The following is an 18,234-nucleotide window of genomic DNA, read 5'->3' on the forward strand; positions in this document are numbered from 1 at the left end:
TGCACTTTGTCTATTTTTATGTATGATTGAGTAATCACTCAATTAATATATTTATCTATGGCCCGTCCTCGTAGTGAAGATAAACGTAATGCAATTTTAAATGCTGCTATTGAAACATTGGCAGAACTTGGAGAGCGTGCATCTACTTCAAAAATAGCTAAAGTCGCTGGTGTAGCAGAAGGTACTTTATTTACTTATTTCAGTAATAAAGAGGAATTACTCAACCAATTATACCTTTCGCTAAAGGCCGAACTGCGTCAGGTTATAATGCTAAATTATCCGAACAACTCAGACCTACAAAGCCAAATGTTTTATATCTGGCAAAGCTATTTGGACTGGAGTTTAGATGCCCCACTCAAACGTAAAGTGATGGCACAGTTGTCGACTTCAGAACAAATTACAGAGCAGAGTAAACACATTGGTATGCAAACTTTTTGTGATTTTACTAAGACTATTCAAGAACATATTGATGACGGCAAATTAAGAGATTATCCACCCTTGTTTATCGGTTCGATTTTGGGAGCACTTGCCGAAGTCACACTCAACTTTATTGCTCAAGACCCTTCTCAAGCTGATCTTTACCGGAAGTCAGGTTTTGAAGCATTTTGGCATGCAGTTTCAATGTAGATAAAGACTAAAGTAAGGATGTGCAGCATTCTTATTTTTTTAAATTAATTAATGAGTGATTAAATACTCATTTAAATAAATCAAAATAAGCACTTATCTCAAGTTCTTATTTACAGATATAGGTTGTTCCACTCAAGGAAAATAAAATGACAATTTCAAATGCAACAGACTTGCCTTCTCCCTTCATGTCATCACAGCAGCACAATGGGAAATATAGCAATACACGGCCGAATCTGCACACACATTCTTTCGGAAAAACGCTAGGCTTAATGTGGAAATTTTTATTTAACAAACCCAAAAATACGGTGCCAAACCGAGAAATTCCTGTGTTAAGTTTATCAAAAGAACAACTCATGAGTGCCCCAGACCGTTCTCTATTTCGTCTTGGGCATTCGACCATTTTATTAAAATTGCGTAATGAATTTTGGTTAACCGATCCTGTTTTTTCTGAGCGTGCCTCGCCTTTTCAGTGGATTGGCCCAAAGCGTTTTCACCAACCACCGATTAGCATTGCAGACTTACCACCCATTAAAGGCGTGATTTTGTCGCATAACCACTATGACCATCTTGACCACCATGCAGTAATCCAGCTCAGAGACAAAGTTGAACACTTCTTAACACCACTTGGTGTTGGTGACACACTGATTAAATGGGGCGTGCCAGCTGAAAAGGTTCAACAACTTGACTGGTGGGAAACAGCCCATGTGGCTGGTCTTGAACTGATTGCTACCCCTGCCCATCATTTTTCAGGCCGTGGTATGAGTGATAGCAACGCAACGCTTTGGGCATCGTGGGTGATTATTGATAATGATCTACGGGTGTTTTTTAGTGGCGATACTGGTTATTTCGATGGGTTTAAAGAGATTGGACATCGTTATGGTCCTTTCGATCTTACCATGCTAGAAACTGGGGCGTATGATCCAGAATGGCCAGATGTTCACATGCAACCTGAGCAAACTTTACAAGCGCATATCGATTTAAAAGGACGTCATTTGTTACCTGTCCATAATGGGACTTTTGACTTGGCGCTTCATGCTTGGGACGATCCATTTGAACGTATCGTGGCTTTGGCTCATCAAAACGACTTAGCGATTAGTACGCCTCAAATGGGTGAAGTATTGAACTTAAACCAGCCAAATGTCGAAAACTATTGGTGGCGTCCGTAATTTTTTTAATCCTTTTTTAATTATTCATCTCACTCAATTCTTAGGTTAAAGGTATTTAAATTCAGTGATATAACCCTATTGTTTTCATCTAGATTTTCTTTTAATTAAACTAGGACTAACTTTGTCCTAGTTTAATGATTGACTTAAAACACAGACTACATTAGTCTGTGTTTGTAATTGATCAATTATGAAATGAAATGGCTTATATCACTAGTAGCGTCGAGTATGCGATTCACTGTCTTCTTTTTCTTGTAAATAATGAAGATAAACCATTGAGTAGTAAGGATTTAGCTGAATTGCAAGGTGTCTCTCCTAGCTTTATGGCCAAGATATTTCCTAAACTTGAAAAGGCAAAACTTGTTTTGGCGCAAGAAGGTGTTCGTGGCGGGTATTTACTGGCCCGATCTGCTCACGAAATCAGTTTTCTTGATATTGTGAATGCAATTGAAGGTGAAAAACCGCTTTTTGAATGCCAAGAAGTACGTGGAAAATGTGCGGTCTTTAACAATGCCCCACCCGATTGGGCAACCAGTGGTGTGTGTGCAGTGCATGCAGTTATGCTACAGGCGGAAAAAGCCATGCGAGATGCTTTAGGTGCTCATACACTTGGTGATATTGCAGACCGTTTTGGCTGTTATGCACCCGACGTTTTTTTTAGTGATGTAAATGGTTGGATCAATGAACGCATTGAAGGAAGAACAGCAAAAATGCGGAAAAGTAAAATATCACGCGATATTCCCGACTAAGCAGTTATAGGACTTAGCGTCTTAAAGTAACCACTCCCCTAACCTTTTTAAACGCCTTCTCAGATTTTTCGGACAGTCAGAGAAAGGATTCGCTCACCCAAAATTTTGGGATGAGCTGGAATTTACATGTCCGAAAAACCTATCAAAAGGATAATCAAATGAGTAAGCGTATTATTATTGCAGGTTCTGGCTTTGCTGGCTTATGGGCTGCACTTGCCGCACAACGAGCAATTCATTTGGCTGCGCAAGAACAAAATATTGAAGTGCTGATGGTTTCCCCGAGTCCGAATGTTGATATTCGTCCTCGTCTTTATGAAGCCGTACTTGAAAATATGTATCCTGATATTTTAGACATATTAAATGTCGTTGATGTTAAATATGTGGCTGGCTGGGTAAATGAAATTGATACTACTGCCCAAAATCTTGTGATTACAACGATCCACGGCGATAAACAGACTTTAAGTTATGACCGTTTTATTCTGGCAACTGGAAGTACTGGCTATATGCCGCCTATATCTGGTCTTAAAGACTATGGATTTAGTGTCAGCACATTAGCAGATGCTGAAAAACTAGACCAGCATCTTAAAAACTTAGCCAATAAACCTACAAATGCAGCACGTAATACCGTAGTCGTTGCTGGTGGTGGACTTACAGGGCTTGAAACAGTTGCCGAAATGCCTGAACGCCTGTGTAGCATTTTAGCTGAAACTGATATTCGTGTGGTTTTAGTCGATTCATCAGCAGAAATTGGTGCAGCATTGGGTGGCGAAGCTGCAGTGGTAATTCGAGAAGCTCTTAGCGAACTCGGCGTTGAAGGTAAAGCTGGGCTACGCGTTACTGCACTTGATGCTTCTGGAGTAACACTTTCTAACGGCGAAAGAATTGAAACAGAAACTGTCATTTGGACTGCGGGCATGCGAGCGAACTCGTTGACCTCTCAAATTGTAGGTGAAAAAGATAATTTAGGTCGTATTTTAGGTGATGCTTATTTACATGCACCAGAGGCCAAAAATATTTTTGTGACGGGTGATACTGTAAAAGTTCCAACCGACAATTTAGGTAATTTTAACGTGATGTCATGTCAGCATGCCATGAGCCTAGGCCGCGTAGCGGGTTACAATGCCGCGGCAGAATTGGTAGATTTGCCATTACATGCGTATAGCCAACCAAAGTATGTGACTTGTGTCGACTTAGGCCCATGGGGAGCACTTTACACTGAAGGATGGGATCGAAAAGTTCAATTTGTGCGTCACGAGGCGAAAAAAATTAAGCAAGAAATTAATACGGTATGGATTTATCCGCCAGTTGCAGACCGTGAAGCTGTTTTTGCAATAGCAAATCCTGATTTTGTAATTGTTCCTTAAAATTAGTTTTGCTAATGCAGATCATTTTATTTAACTCTCCTAAAAGTAAAGCCATCACTGATTTTGCTTTTAGGTTTTTTTGAGTCATTAAGTTATGACTTTTCTAACTCTTCTATTATCACTAAAGCCGTTTTTTTAGCAGAAAATGTGTTTTGTCCTGTAATTAATGTATGTTGAGATCATTGTCATTAGTTCATGAACTTAATTTACTATTTTAGAAAATTATCAGTTTAAATTATTAAATTTAATAAGTATGTTTCTCCTTTCCTTATAATTATGAACTAGATTTTATATAAACATAAGTTAACTAAGATATCCAAGACTGTGGCTAGATAACACTATTGTTGCCACAGCTCAGTAACGTGATGATCCAAGATTATACATCACGTTACTGAGTATCCTAATGCACATAATATAAGTAAGGACCTTACATCATTTATTAGGAGAAACTTTCAATCTTATAGATACCTTACGTACCAAAAAGAAAAATAATGGAACAAAGAAAATTGAAAGCAATGTGCCGGATATCATCCCTCCTGTCACAGCTATACCAATTTCTCTTCTACTCGCTGCACCAGCTCCTGTTGAAACTGCCAGTGGTAAAACACCAGCAACAAATGCCAATGAGGTCATGATAATGGGTCTTAATCTTTGGCCTGCACCCTCAATAACAGCCTCTATTAATGACTGACCCTCTGCTAGTTTCGCTGCTGCGAACTCTACAATAAGAATCGCATTTTTAGCTGAAAGACCAATGGTTGTCAGCATCGCGACCTGAAAATAAATGTCATTAACATATCCTGCAATATTGGCTGCAATAACAGCACCAATTAATCCAAGAGGGATAACAAGCAAAACGGAGAATGGAATTGACCAACTCTCATATAATGCAGCTAAGCATAAAAAAATAAATATGATAGATGCCAAATATAACCAAATCGTCTGACCACTCGCTAACTTTTCTTGATAAGACAAGCCACTCCATTGAAGACTAAAGCCTTGTTGTTGATCAATTAACTGTTGCATTTTATTCATTGCAGCCCCTGAACTTTCACCAGTTGCGGCAGAACCTTGAAGCTGAACAGATGAAAGACCATTAAAACGTTGCAACATCTGCGGTCCCATTTGCCAATTAACAGATGAGAAACTAGCAAATGGTGTCATCTCTCCTGTCGTTCCTCTTACATACCACTGACCAATGTCTTGTGGTAATGACCTATATGCCGCATCACCTTGTAAATAAACGCGTTTGACACGACCTCTATCAATGAAGTCATTAATATATGAACCACCCCATGCAGTTGATAAAGTACTACTAATATCAGTCTGTGCTAAACCGAATGCACTTGCCTTACGTTGATCAATATTGACTTGTAATTGAGATTTATCTTCGAGTCCATTTAATCGAACCGCGGCAAGTCCAGAATCTGCACTTGCCTCTTTTAGAACCGTACTTTGCGCAGCTAACAAAGCATCTCGCCCTTTACCCTCAGCATCTTGCATCCATAATTCAAAACCACTGGATTGACCTAATCCACGTACCGCTGATGGAGAAAGTACTTGAACCCGCGCTTGTTTCATTGAGCGAAAATGTGCATTTGCACGAGAAATAATTGCCTCGGCAGTATTATTCTCTCCCTTACGATCATCCCAATGTTTTAGACTGGCAAATGCCATACCTACATTCTGACCACTACCAGCATTATTTCGTCCCATAACCATAAAAATAACGTTCAAGTTATCTTTCTCATTCGTCATGAAATACTCTGAAATTTGGTTACCTATTTCTTGGGTTTCAGCTAAGGTCGAGCCCACAGGCGTACTAAATTGGACCATGACAGAACCCTGATCTTCTTGTGGGAGGAAGCCCGTATTCATTCGTGTGTATTGCCACCCTAATAAAGCAGTGATCACAACAAATAAAACCATAAATATTTTAGGTTTACTGATGATCTTAACGAGTAAATTACGGTATTTGGACTGACTTAGCTCTACTTTTTGATTGAACCAAGTAAAGAAACGTCTCTTTTTATGCTGATGATTGTTAGGTCTAAGTAAAGTAGCACATAAGGCTGGAGATAAAGTTAGGGCAACCACAGCAGAAAGTACCATTGCTGAGACTAATGTCACAGAAAACTGCCGATAAATCATCCCTACTGAGCCACCAAAAAAAGCCATCGGTAGAAATACAGCAGACAAGACCATCGCGATACCAACTAACGCACCTGAAATTTCTTTCATAGAAATAAGCGTAGCTTCTCTTGGATCAAGACCTTGCTCATGCATTACACGCTCAACATTTTCTACAACGACAATGGCATCATCAACCAAGAGTCCAATCGCCAATACCATCGCGAACAATGTCAATGTGTTAATGGTATAACCCAATACACTCAGAATTCCAAAGGTACCTAACAAAACCACTGGAACAGCAATTGCAGGAATTAATGTGGCGCGCCAACTTTGCAAAAACACGAACATCACAATAATGACAAGGAGGATTGCCTCAGCTAGGGTCTTAATCACGCCTTGAACAGATGCTTCTACAAATGGAGTACTATCACGTGGATAAGCCACCTTTAAACCTGCTGGCATGGATGCTGTTAATCTTGAAACCTCTGCTTTAACACGTTCAGCTGTTTCAAGGGCATTTGCACCTGACGCTAACTGAATTGACATACCTGAAGCATATTTACCATTCAATCTCGTGGTAGTCTGATAACTTTCTGCGCCTCGTTCGACACGAGCAACATCTTTTAGCAATACTACACTGCCATTTGGCTCAGTCCGCAAAATAATATTTTCAAATTGACTTACCGTTTGTAAACGAGACAATGCAGTAACAGTTGCATTTAAAGCTTGGTTTTCTTTAGTCGGTAAAGCTCCAAGCTCACCTGCTGTGATTTGAGTATTTTGAGCTTCAATAGCAGCTCTAACATCGGATGGCATCAAGCTATAACTATTTAGCTTATGCGGATCAAGCCATATTCGCATCGCATATTGCGCACCAAATACTGTGATCTCACCAACCCCATCTACCCGACTTAGGGGGTCTTGAAGTGTACTTACCATGTAATCAGATATATCAACATCTGATCTTGCACCACTTTCATCATAAAGAGCAAAAACTAACAGACTATCTCCTTGAGACTTTGTAACGGTTATGCCCTGTTGTTGAACTTCTTGTGGTAAACGACTCAATGCCTGATTTACTGCGTTCTGTACCTGAACTTGAGCTGTATCTGGATTCGTATTTTGATCAAAACTCAAACTAATACGAGCCTGACCAGCTGAACTACTTGTAGATGAAAAATAAAGTAAACCATCAATTCCCTTAATTTGTTGCTCTAATATTTGAGTAACACTATCTTCTACTGTACTGGCTGATGCACCAGGATAGTTTGCTGTTACATTTACACCGGGAGGTGCAATATCAGGATATTGCTCAACAGATAAAGTGAAAATGGAAATTGCACCCATCGCCATAATGCATATGGACAGTACCCAAGCGAATATCGGACGAGCGATAAAGAAACTAGACAGCATACGAAAATTCCTCAGCGAATGGGTGTAGGTTCAACGGCCATACCTGCACTTAATCCTTGCAGACCTTCGACAACAACTTTATCTCCAGAACGCAAACCAGATAATACTAACCATCGATTGTCTATGGCTTCGCCTAAAGTAATCGTTCTTTGTTCAATTTTATTCCCTTGCCCAATAACCCATACAAATGCCTCACTATCAGCATTTCTAATTTCAATCCCTTGGGGAATTAATAAACTTTTTGGACGTGGTCCTGTACCGAGTTGTGCCCGCACATACATTCCTGGCAATAAAGATTGATTCGGATTTGCAAATGAAGCTCTTAATGTGACACTCCCAGTTGCTTCATCTACTGTGATATCGCTAAACTTAAAAACTCCCTTTTCTTGATAGTTCGTTCCATTATTCAACTCCAAACTTACAGTTAACTCCTCAGGCTCTATTCCATCTTCTGTAAGTTGTTTCCGAAGCGCTATATATTCATCACTGGTTTGAGTTAAATCTACATACATTGGATCTAAATTCTGAATAGTTACTAGAGCATCTACTTGACTAGATGTTACAAGGGCTCCACGTGTAATCGCAGATCGACCGATTCTCCCCGAAATTGGAGCTGTGATTTGAGTATAGTTAAGATTGGTTTGTGCAGTTTTTAACAATGCTTTATTAACGTTCACTGCAGCCTTTGCTTGCGCATAAGCTGCTCTCGCATCATCAAGCTCCTGACGACTAACACCATTGACACTAATTAATTGCTCATAACGTTCAGCTTGAAGGCGAGTTGAATTTACAGTTGCCTGAGCCAATTCAAAATTACCGAATGCCTCTGCAAGACTATCTCGATAAAGCGTTGAATCAATTTTATAAAGCGGCTGCCCCTTTTTAATATATGAACCCTCTTGGAAAAGCTGTGCAACAACTACACCATTTACTTGAGGTCTAACTTGTGAGACTTCAGATGCAACTGTCCGGCCAGCTAATACCTGGTCAGTTTCTATAGTTTCAGGAGTTATGGTTATCACACTCACCTGCTGTGTTGCTTTTTTTACAGGTTGGTCTGAATCACACCCATTTATAAAAGGGAGTAAAACAACGGAAAAAAATATTTTATAACAAGTAAATCTCAAATCAGGCATATCTAGAACCATAGACTTATAGATAATTTATTTACTTTACTGTAAAGTAAATAATATTGATAGGTTGAAAATTGTAATTAACCAGAATCTTGCTTTTGATCAGATGAATCATATGTTGATAACAAGGTAGGCTTCTAAACAAATGGGACGAGTTAATACTGAGCATTGAGTTAGGAATCCTTAAGCATCTATGGTTTTGCTTTAAGAATTTCAATAAATTGCTTCAAATTCTAGAAAGAAATCATCAATTAGACAGAATAATTGGGTACTATCTAACATAAGGACTGGGTTGTGAGTTTTGTGTGGTAACTCAACTGATGGCTCTATCCTCTTTTTTTAGTCAATTTCTTATCCGCGATTCAGGTTAATTATGTTAAAGAAAAGTCGAGGACGTCCTTCTAAAGCTCGTCCAAATATTATTTTGGCAGCACGTGAGCAATTTCTTGAACATGGTTTAGATGTAAGTTTAGATAAAATTGCGATAAAAGCAGGAACTACGAGACAGACACTTTATAATCACTTCCCAACAAAAACAGCTCTACTCATTGAAATTTTCGAGAACTTCAAAGCAGAAATGGAAACACCATTTGATGAGAAGAATAATTTAAATGAAATAATGATGTTAGAGCAGCTATTAATACAAATTGGCCAAACTGTTCAAAATCATTTCTACAATACCAACGTAATTCGTCTTCAAAGGTTAATCATTATAGCATTAGTAGAAATGCCAGAAATACTTGAGCAGGTTCAACAACGTACGTATGGAAGTATCAAAAAATCGATGATCAATATTCTCGAAACAGCTAACAATGCGGGAATTATCAAAATTTCAAATTCTGAAGCAGCAGCTAAAGCGTTCCTTGGCGCTGTTATGGGCTATGCGTATCCTGCAACGTTATTAGGTGGTGCAGTTCCCACTTCTGAAGAGTTACAACAGTTGAATGAAGAAGCCTGCCGTACTTTTCTAAGCGCGTGGCAATTTAAAATTGAAATGGATAGCTCGAAATAATTAGATTTTGCGCAGTAGCTCTTGCATATTTTAAATTTAAGTGGATTTAAAAATTTTTTGTCTATTCTCTAAAATTAATTAGACAAGTGACTGCTCGTAAAATATCAGTCATTTCAGGTAATGACCAAAATCTTGATATGTTGATATGTTGATATGTTGATATGTTGATATGTTCAACAGCCATTAAAACAGTTGATTACGCCCGTTAAACATTTAATATAATAAGCAAACATAAATTCAATAAAATTAATCGTGTATCTAATCATTAGATTATTCTATTCAGCCTTATAAACTCATTGATAAGGCTGAACTAAGGTCATCATCATGAATTAAACTGAACGAGTGATACCGCCATCTACACGAATATTTTGCCCTGTGATATAACCTGCGCCTTGTGAAGCAAGAAAACTGATAGTTGCAGCAATTTCTTCACTGGTACCATAGCGTTGCAACGGCACAGATTGGCGACGTTGTTCGGTTTCAGGCAAACTATCAATCCATCCTGGTAAGATATTATTCACACGAATATTTTTTGCCGCATATTGATCCGCTAAAATTTTAGTAAACGAAGCCAGTCCTGCACGAAAAATAGCTGAGGTCGGAAACAGGTCACTGGGTTCAAATGTCCACGCACTCGAAATATTGATAATGACCCCTGCATTCTGCTTTTCCATGATCGGAATGACTAAGCGAGTGGCGCGAATAATATTCATTAAATAAGTATCTAAACCTAAATGCCATTGTTCATCAGTGATTTCCAAAATAGGTGCACGTGGACCGTGTCCTGAACTATTGACTAAAACATCAATCCTCCCCCATTTTTGATATGTTTGCTCAATCAGCTTGTTGATATCAGCTGTAGATTGATTGGTACCTGTTACGCCAATGCCGTCGAGTTGTTTAGCAAGCTCTTCTCCTCTACCTGAAGAAGAAAGAATACCCACATGGTAGCCATCTTGATGTAATTTTCGTGCGGCGGCTGCCCCCATACCACTTCCACCAGCCATGATTAATGCTACTTTTTCTACAGTCATTTGTGCTATCCTCTAAATGTTTTATGATCGAATATATATGAATACTGTAACTAGAATAGCATTAAGCTCCGTTGATCTGGTTTGACCTTTTCTCTTAATTGAATGTAGAAAAACTATAGTATGACGCTACTCAATCGCTTACCACCTTTGAACGCATTAAAGGCCTTTGAGGCCGCTAGTCGGCATTTAAATTTTAAATTCGCTGCTGAAGAGTTACATGTCACTCAAAGTGCAATTGCGCAGCATGTCCGTCATTTAGAAGAAGAATTGGGAATAAAGTTATTTGAGAGACATTCGAAAGGCGTAAACTTAACAGCTAATGGTCGAAAATATGCCGCGAGCATTACTCAGGCTTTTAGTTTAATTTTTGAGGCAACTCAATCGTTTCACCATTCAAATCAGCAGATTACATTGAGTGTTACACCAACTTTTGCAGCGAAATGGTTAATTCCTCGATTAAATCAATTTAGACAATCTCATCCTGATATTGACTTGCAGATTTTGGCTACAGAACGAGTTTCCCACTTTCAAAATGATGCTGTTGATTTGGCAATTCGTTATGGTAAACCACCATTTGGTACAGGTTTAAATACTGAATTACTGTTGCAAGACACCTTTATTGCGGTGGCAAGTCCTGAGTTAATCAAGTCACTTAAGCTATCAAATCAGGAATCTTTAGAGATCAGCACCTTAGACCAGTTCACCTTATTACATGATGCACATAATCTTTGGCCGCATTTTATTGAGAAATTAAAATTCAAGAATACGCAAAATCTATTTAAAAATATCCGCTTTAATCAGACTGCACTTGCGATTGATGCTGCTATTGCTGCTCAAGGAATCACTTTAACCCATCCAATATTTGTACACTCAGAGTTAGCGTCTGGAATACTGGTTAAAGTTTTTCCACAGGAGTTAGCCATGGAAACAGGATTTTATGTCGTTTATCCACGTCATACCGTTGGTGCTGAAGCCTTATCGAAAGTTCATCATTGGCTATTTACTCAATTTGATCAGCCAAAAGCATCTGATTAAACTCGTGTTGAAGATGAGGCTTAGTATGTTGATATTAAAATATTTTTTAAGTTCATAGTTAATTTAAAAAGATATTCTGTTTTTCTTTATAAAAAATAAATTCGCAATTTTCACCCTATTCTATACAGCATAACAAAATTCAAAATCTTTTATAAAAACATGACTTGTTAACAAAATTAATTATATATTTTATATATAAATAATAAGAATAATGATTTATATAATTTAATGAGAATCATTATTGATAATTAATTATCCATATGTTACTTTTTGTAACGCTTTTCCGTCCGTAACAGGTTCAAAGCAATAGAAAGGCAGAAAACCGATAGCGCGCATTTTTTATTATGGAATTAATCTTATGTACAACTTCTTCCCTTTGAGACATGCATTTAAAATGCATCCTCTAGTACTTTCTATGGCTTTAACTATTCCATCTGTTGTTTATGCGGAAGAAAAAACAGAAACAGTGGCTTTACCAACAATCAAAATACAAGCAGAAAGTGAAAATTCAGCGATTACAGAAGGGACTCAAAGCTATACAGCCAAAAGTACAAATACTTCAACAAAATTAAACTTGTCCCTTCGTGAAACACCTCAATCTGTCAAAGTTTTAACACGTGAATATTTAGATGACCGAAACATTGATTCTTTTCAAGATTTAATGAATACCATTACAGGTGTTTCAACCTCGCGTACCGATGAACGTCAGTCTGTTTACGCTCGAGGCTTTCAGGTCGATTACTATTTAATAGATGGAATGCCGAGTACCACAAACTTAGGTGCAGGTGACCTTGATTTAGATATTTATGATCGTGTAGAAGTTGTTAAAGGTGCAAATGGACTTACCACAGGTGCTGGTAACCCTGCAATGGGGCTGAATATGGTTCGTAAACATGCCAATGCAAAAGAATTGACGGGTAATCTGAGCACTTCATTCGGTTCTTGGAATGCATGGAGTAGCTCTGCGGATATTTCTACTCCACTGAACGAAGATGGTTCACTTCGTGGACGTATGTTCGTCAAACATGCTGATGAAAAATCCTTTATGGATTTTTATGAAAAAGAACGCAATGTATTTTATGGTGCGATTGATTACGATTTGAGTGATAAAACTAGTATGTCACTAGGCGCAACTTATCAAGAGTTACAACGTGATGGTATTCGTTGGGGAGGCACTCCAGCATTTTATGATGATGGAAGTCGTACTAACTTTGATCGAAGCTTAACGGTAACTGCACCTTGGACTTTTTGGGATGTAAATACCACAGCAGTATTCGCCAATTTAAAACAGAATTTATTCAATGATGTTAATTTAAATGTTGCATATACCTTTCGTAAAGAAGATGTAAATACCCTTCTGCTTTACACTGGAGGGCAAGTAAACAAAGCAACCAATACCAGCCCACTGAAAAATAAACCTGATCCTAAGACAGGTAAAATCACAGATAATGTTTCAGTATATGGCTCTGAAGCAAGGAATGAAGAAAATAACATTGATCTTTTCATCAACGCGCCTTTTACACTATTTAACCGCCCACAAGAAATAATTATTGGTGGTTCATGGAATAGAAATGAGAAGACCAAGGATATTTTTGGGGGATCCAATACTAAAAATGAAGTCGAGAAGTATTTAGGCGGTCCGCTCGACTATAACAATATGGCACAACCACTACTTCAATCTGTCATTTTGAATGGTGTAAATGCTCTGAATCAAACGACTCAAACTTCAGCTTATATTTCTGGTAAATTTCAAATTCTCGATCCATTAAAAGTGATTGCAGGTACACGTTTATCTAATTGGAAATATGAGTCTGAAAATGGTGTAGGCAATCGTGAATTTAACAACGAAGTCACGCCTTATATTGGCGCTATTTACGATTTTGCAAAAGATCACTCAGTCTATGTCAGCTATACAGACATATTTAAACCGCAAAGCCGTAAAGATGTAAATGATCAATATCTAGATCCTGCGAATGGTAAAAACTATGAAGCAGGTTTAAAAAGTGAATGGTTTGGTGGACGTTTAAATACAGCTTTATCACTATTCCGCATTGAACAATCTAATTTTGCTGAAGCGATACCAGGAGGATTTATTGTTCGTAATGGTGTACTAACCACTGAGCAAGCTTATCGTGGTGTAGATGGAGTTGAAAGTAAAGGTTTTGAGTTCGAAGCAGATGGTGAAATTAATGATCACTGGGGCGTTAATTTTGGTATTGCTAATTTTGAAGCAAAAGATGCAAAAGGTGTAAAGGTAAATACAACGAATTCACGCACAACATCTAATCTATTTGTGAAATATAAAGTAGATCTATGGAGTGCTGGACTAGGTTTAAATTACAAAAGTAAATACTATACGGGTACTGGAAATACACGTATAGATCAAGATGCTTTTGTACTTGCTAGTGCGATGTTAGGTTATCAAGTTGATAAAAATATTAAGCTTCAGCTGAATGTTGACAATATTTTTGACAAGAAATACTACGAAGGTATTGGTGCAAACTCTATGAATTGGGGTACACCAAGAAATGCCACATTAAGTGTCCGCTATAATTTTTAATCCATTTTAAATTAAACCCTCTATTTTATTAAAGGGTTTCTTCTATAGTCTTGCTATATTGGATATTTAAGGTCTCATTTTACGATAAAGTATAATGAAATTAAGCTATCGCACGCTGAGCAATAGCCAAAGCCTCATCCAAATCCGCTTTTAAATCGTCTACATGTTCAAGTCCCGCATGTAGACGTACCAAATATCCACGACTAGGCAAATGACTTTGAGTTCGATAAGGCGTTCCAACTGGCAAAATCAAACTTTCAAATCCACCCCATGACAAGCCAATGTGGAAAAGCTTTAAAGAATCAAAGAAAGCCTCAACAAAACACGGATTGTTTTGTTTTAAATAAAAAGAAAATAAGCCTGTAGAACCAGAAAAACTCTGTTGCCATAGTTTGTGATATGGATTCATTGCTAAAGCTGGATGGTTTACCAGATCGATTGCTGGATGTTCATTTAGATAATGAGCGAGTATCACGCCATTCTCTTCATGTTGTTTTAAACGAACGGCTAAACTACGCAACCCACGTGATGCTAGATAAATATCATCTGGACTTGTCGTTTCACCAAAAAAATGTACTACTTTATTCAATTGTTCTATGGATGCCGCATTTGCAGTTGCAGTCCCCATGAGAATGTCAGAATGCCCACCAATATATTTTGTGACAGCCTGAATTGAGACATCTGCGCCATGTTTTAAAGGTTGAAAAAACAGTGGGGTTGCCCAAGAGTTATCTACCAAAACCTTGGCATTCATTCGATGGCTTATTTCTGAGATTGCGGCAATATCGCTAATTTCAAAAGTAATTGAACCTGGTGACTCTACAAAGACCACACTGGTTTTTTGATTAATTTTGTTGTTTAACTCATCTAAATCACATGAGTTAAAGTATTCAACATGGATTCCCAGTTTGGGCAACATACTGTCTGCAAAACTTCGTGTTGGCCCGTAAATATTATCAGCAATCAGAACATGATCACCTGCAGCAACAAATGCCATTAATGCATGCGTACAAGCTGATAGTCCGGATGGGAAAACCATGCATCCTGCCCCACCTTCTAATGCATTAATTGCACTTTCAAAAGACTTTGCTGTAGCAGCACCAAAACGGCCATAATGTTTATAAACACCGCCATTTTGCTTATGATCTTCCCATTCTTTAAAACTATCGACAACGATGGTTGAGCCTCGGTAAACAGGTGTATTCACTAAACCATCAAAACGCTGAGGGGTTCTTCCCAAATTTATGACTTGTGTACAAAAGTGATTCATAGCAGCACCAGCATGATTTCTAACAAATATTTCTATAACCAATGATAGATAAAATGCATAGAATTTTTGTTTTAAATAAATCACTATTTTTCTAAAAAATTAGAATTTCAATCTACATTTGAGTAAACAAAAGGAATTTTATTTCCATATTGAGATAATAAGGTAAATACTCATGATATGGCTGGTTGATATCTTTATTGTTTTATCGAATAATTTTTTAAGTGGCATTTGCTTAAAAATATGATTCGTAGATCTGATTTTTATTGGCAATTTACTTTTTCTACTATTTATTGCTCGCTATTCGTCAGACCATCCATGGAGTTTGGACAATACTTAAAATCACAACTTTACCAAACATATTAAGGCGTAAATTCATTTATATAGAGATCTGTAGCGTTTTAAACTTTTTTAAAATCTGGACGTCGTTTTTCTAAAAATGCAGTAACACCCTCCTTAACGGTGGCATCAACACTAACTGCTGAAATAGCTTGTGCTTCAAGCTCTAAATGAGTTTCCAAACTATTTTGATGGCTAGAAAGTAGTAATTGGCGAATACTATTGAGTGCAGGCAAAGGTTGATTTGCTAACAGAGTTACATTTTCTTTTACTCGTTGCTCAAAGTCTGCATCTGAAAAAATCATTGTTAATAATCCATATTCAAGTGCCGTATTTGCACTCATTTTTTTATTTGTCATTAAAATTTCCTGAGCTCGTCGCAAACCCACAATTTTGGGTAAATACCAAGTGAGCCCTGCATCAGGACTGAGTCCTATACCAGTATATGCTGGACAAAATTGAGCGGAATCTTTTGCTATAACGATGTCACCAATGAGCGATAAACTCATACCAGCACCAGCAGCAGTACCATTTACAGCAACTAGAAGTGGTTTATTCATTCTAATCAAACGAGAAATCGCGAGATGAAGAATTCCAGCGAGTTCACTTAAAAATTCTGAGATATTTTCACCAACAGCTTGAAATTCATCTAAATCACCTCCTGTGCAAAAAAAGCGACCTTCTGCACTTAGGACTACACAACGTATGAATTTATTTTGATCACAATAAATAGCTGCTTTTAATAATTCTTTAGCAAGATTCAGCGTGATGGCATTACCGTTTTTAGGCCGATTTAATTTGATATACGCTATATCTTTTTCTACTGTGACTAAAACGTACTTGTACATACTTAAATCCTTATATTGATTTAGATAATGACCAACAACTAAAAATTAGCTCATTGAGCAATTCTTTTTTTGATAATCAAAAAATCTATCTATCTAACGCTGATATACAGTGTGTCTACATAGAGACCAATAAAATGATGAAAGAAATTATTACCCTAAAACTGTTAGATAAATAATGTATAAATTATTCATAAATTGACAAAAATCTTGGTTTTATATTTGAGAAAATTAAATAATATTAACCAGAAAATGCTCTACCAAACAAATTCCGTGCAATCACCCAACGTTGAATTTCATTGGCGCCTTCATAGATTTCTCCAATTTTGGCATCTCTATAGATAGATTCCAGTGGATAATATTCCCCTGTCTCTTTAAGCTGTTGGACAAAACCGTACGCACCACAAACTTGAATAGCATCTCGGGAGACCTCTACTGCTAATTGACTGCCAGCAATTTTAGACATTGCTGCTTCAATTTCTGCGTTACCTTCAATATCATAACGATAAGCAGCTTTAATATATAAATTTCTGGCATTTTCAATATTGAGTGCATGATCAGAAAAAGTATATTGCCAATGTTGAAAACGAGCTAACGCTTGACCAAAAACCTTTCTGTTTTTGCTGTAATGAATAGCATAATCAAGCGCTGATTGAGCCATACCTACGCCTATCGCACCAATACCCATTCTTCCTAGAGTCAAAGCACCTAAGGCAACATTGAGTCCTTTTCCAACTTCACCAACGACATAGCTATCTAAAATAAAAACATCGTTGATGTGTACGTCTGCTGTAAGCTGTGCCTTATTGCCCATTTTTATATCTGGATCACCAACATGAATATTTTTATTATCCATATCAATGAAAAACATGGTCAAACCGTGATCTGTAGCGCATAACACCAAAATATATTCTGCAACTACTGAGTTGGTAATCCAGCGCTTATGTGCATTAACAATCCAGCCTCCTTCTACTTTTTGCGCATAGCTCTGCATAGATCGAACACTTAAATCTGTACTTGTTAATGGCTCACTTGTTGCGAATGCTCCAACAAAGGTACCTTTTACCAATTTACTTAAATACTGTTCTCGTAAATATGAACTTGCTTTATCCAACGTATTGCCGACCAATAGCGCTTGACCATCAAATAATGCAGAAGTAGCGCCAGCTGAATAATAAGCTAGTTCTTCCATAACAGTTAAAGTTGCTAAAGTTGGATATTTTAAACCACGCCCACCTACATCTTGTGCAAAAGGAATTTGGTATAAACCATGCTCGGCCATGAGATCAAAAACTTCTCTTGGAAAACTGGATTTACTTTCTACAGTATTATTTAATAAATGTGCTTTTGGTTTAATATACTTCTCAGCAAAATTTCGCGCTTCATTCCGAATTTCTTTGATTTCTTCAGGTAAAAAAATATCACTAAACATTTTTTCAGAATTTCTGATTAGCATATCCATATGAATATTCCATACTATCATTAAGAAAAATTATATAAATAAAACAAAAAGTGCCATATGGGTAAACCTCCACAATGATTACTTTTGACACTTTTTTT

At 37.4% G+C, this 18,234-nt stretch carries 13 protein-coding genes and 2 pseudogenes; 7 read left to right on the forward strand and 8 right to left on the reverse strand.

The window, feature by feature from the left end:
- Positions 1–57: 57 nt before the first annotated feature.
- The 4 genes from AS4_RS10630 to AS4_RS10645 all read left to right on the forward strand — a co-directional run bounded on the left by AS4_RS10630 (position 58) and on the right by AS4_RS10645 (position 3,903).
- Positions 58–627: a TetR/AcrR family transcriptional regulator gene (locus tag AS4_RS10630; protein ID WP_096734111.1), complete on the forward strand. Its 570-nt coding sequence runs from the start codon at positions 58–60 to the stop codon at positions 625–627.
- Between the two features lie 146 nt (positions 628–773).
- Positions 774–1,793: an MBL fold metallo-hydrolase gene (locus tag AS4_RS10635; protein WP_096734112.1), complete on the forward strand. Its 1,020-nt coding sequence runs from the start codon at positions 774–776 to the stop codon at positions 1,791–1,793.
- Positions 1,794–1,990: 197 nt separating this feature from the next.
- Entirely contained in the window at positions 1,991–2,539 is a 549-nt protein-coding gene (locus AS4_RS10640) for an RrF2 family transcriptional regulator (RefSeq protein WP_096734113.1), read from the forward strand.
- A gap of 158 nt (positions 2,540–2,697) precedes the next feature.
- Positions 2,698–3,903, forward strand: coding sequence for an NAD(P)/FAD-dependent oxidoreductase (locus tag AS4_RS10645; RefSeq protein WP_096735511.1), 1,206 nt, complete (start codon positions 2,698–2,700; stop codon positions 3,901–3,903).
- Between the two features lie 92 nt (positions 3,904–3,995).
- Here the strand turns inward: AS4_RS10645 and AS4_RS10650 are convergent.
- The 4 genes and pseudogenes from AS4_RS10650 to AS4_RS22200 form a co-directional block, all read right to left on the reverse strand.
- Positions 3,996–4,070: pseudogene (locus AS4_RS10650) on the reverse strand (type 1 glutamine amidotransferase domain-containing protein); the annotation flags it as partial.
- A 265-nt stretch (positions 4,071–4,335) separates the two neighbouring features.
- Entirely contained in the window at positions 4,336–7,449 is a 3,114-nt protein-coding gene (adeE, locus tag AS4_RS10655) for a multidrug efflux RND transporter permease subunit AdeE (RefSeq protein ID WP_096734114.1), read from the reverse strand.
- Positions 7,450–7,460: 11 nt separating this feature from the next.
- The gene (locus AS4_RS10660) at positions 7,461–8,585 is read right to left on the reverse strand and encodes an efflux RND transporter periplasmic adaptor subunit (protein ID WP_096734115.1); all 1,125 of its coding nucleotides are present in this window, start codon (positions 8,583–8,585) and stop codon (positions 7,461–7,463) included.
- Positions 8,586–8,682: 97 nt separating this feature from the next.
- A pseudogene (locus tag AS4_RS22200) lies at positions 8,683–8,864 on the reverse strand (IS982 family transposase); the annotation flags it as partial.
- A 91-nt stretch (positions 8,865–8,955) separates the two neighbouring features.
- Here AS4_RS22200 and AS4_RS10670 point away from each other — a divergent pair.
- Positions 8,956–9,594, forward strand: coding sequence for a TetR/AcrR family transcriptional regulator (locus AS4_RS10670; protein ID WP_004720457.1), 639 nt, complete (start codon positions 8,956–8,958; stop codon positions 9,592–9,594).
- 329 nt (positions 9,595–9,923) lie between these two features.
- Here AS4_RS10670 and AS4_RS10675 read toward each other — a convergent pair whose 3' ends face one another.
- On the reverse strand, positions 9,924–10,628 hold the full coding sequence (locus tag AS4_RS10675; RefSeq protein ID WP_004720455.1) for an SDR family oxidoreductase: 705 nt from the start codon (positions 10,626–10,628) through the stop codon (positions 9,924–9,926).
- 120 nt (positions 10,629–10,748) lie between these two features.
- Between AS4_RS10675 and AS4_RS10680 the strand changes: the two genes are divergently transcribed.
- Together AS4_RS10680 and AS4_RS10685 are read left to right on the forward strand one after the other, a co-directional pair.
- Positions 10,749–11,663 carry a LysR substrate-binding domain-containing protein gene (locus AS4_RS10680; protein WP_096734116.1) on the forward strand — a complete coding sequence of 305 codons (915 nt, stop codon included), beginning with the start codon at positions 10,749–10,751 and terminating at the stop codon, positions 11,661–11,663.
- Between the two features lie 358 nt (positions 11,664–12,021).
- Complete coding sequence (locus AS4_RS10685) at positions 12,022–14,223, forward strand: TonB-dependent siderophore receptor (RefSeq protein ID WP_096734117.1); 2,202 nt, start codon at positions 12,022–12,024, stop codon at positions 14,221–14,223.
- 100 nt (positions 14,224–14,323) lie between these two features.
- Here the strand turns inward: AS4_RS10685 and metC are convergent, their stop codons facing one another.
- From metC to AS4_RS10700, 3 genes are all read right to left on the reverse strand, one after another.
- Complete coding sequence (gene metC, locus AS4_RS10690) at positions 14,324–15,493, reverse strand: cystathionine beta-lyase (protein ID WP_096735512.1); 1,170 nt, start codon at positions 15,491–15,493, stop codon at positions 14,324–14,326.
- A gap of 398 nt (positions 15,494–15,891) precedes the next feature.
- Positions 15,892–16,677, reverse strand: a complete 786-nt coding sequence (locus AS4_RS10695) for an enoyl-CoA hydratase/isomerase family protein (RefSeq protein WP_096734118.1) — start codon at positions 16,675–16,677, stop codon at positions 15,892–15,894.
- A gap of 238 nt (positions 16,678–16,915) precedes the next feature.
- Positions 16,916–18,136: an acyl-CoA dehydrogenase family protein gene (locus tag AS4_RS10700; RefSeq protein WP_096734119.1), complete on the reverse strand. Its 1,221-nt coding sequence runs from the start codon at positions 18,134–18,136 to the stop codon at positions 16,916–16,918.
- Positions 18,137–18,234: the final 98 nt, after the last annotated feature.

Origin of the sequence: Acinetobacter guillouiae (assembly GCF_002370525.2) — a bacterium.
Taxonomy (GTDB): Bacteria; Pseudomonadota; Gammaproteobacteria; order Pseudomonadales; family Moraxellaceae; genus Acinetobacter; species Acinetobacter guillouiae.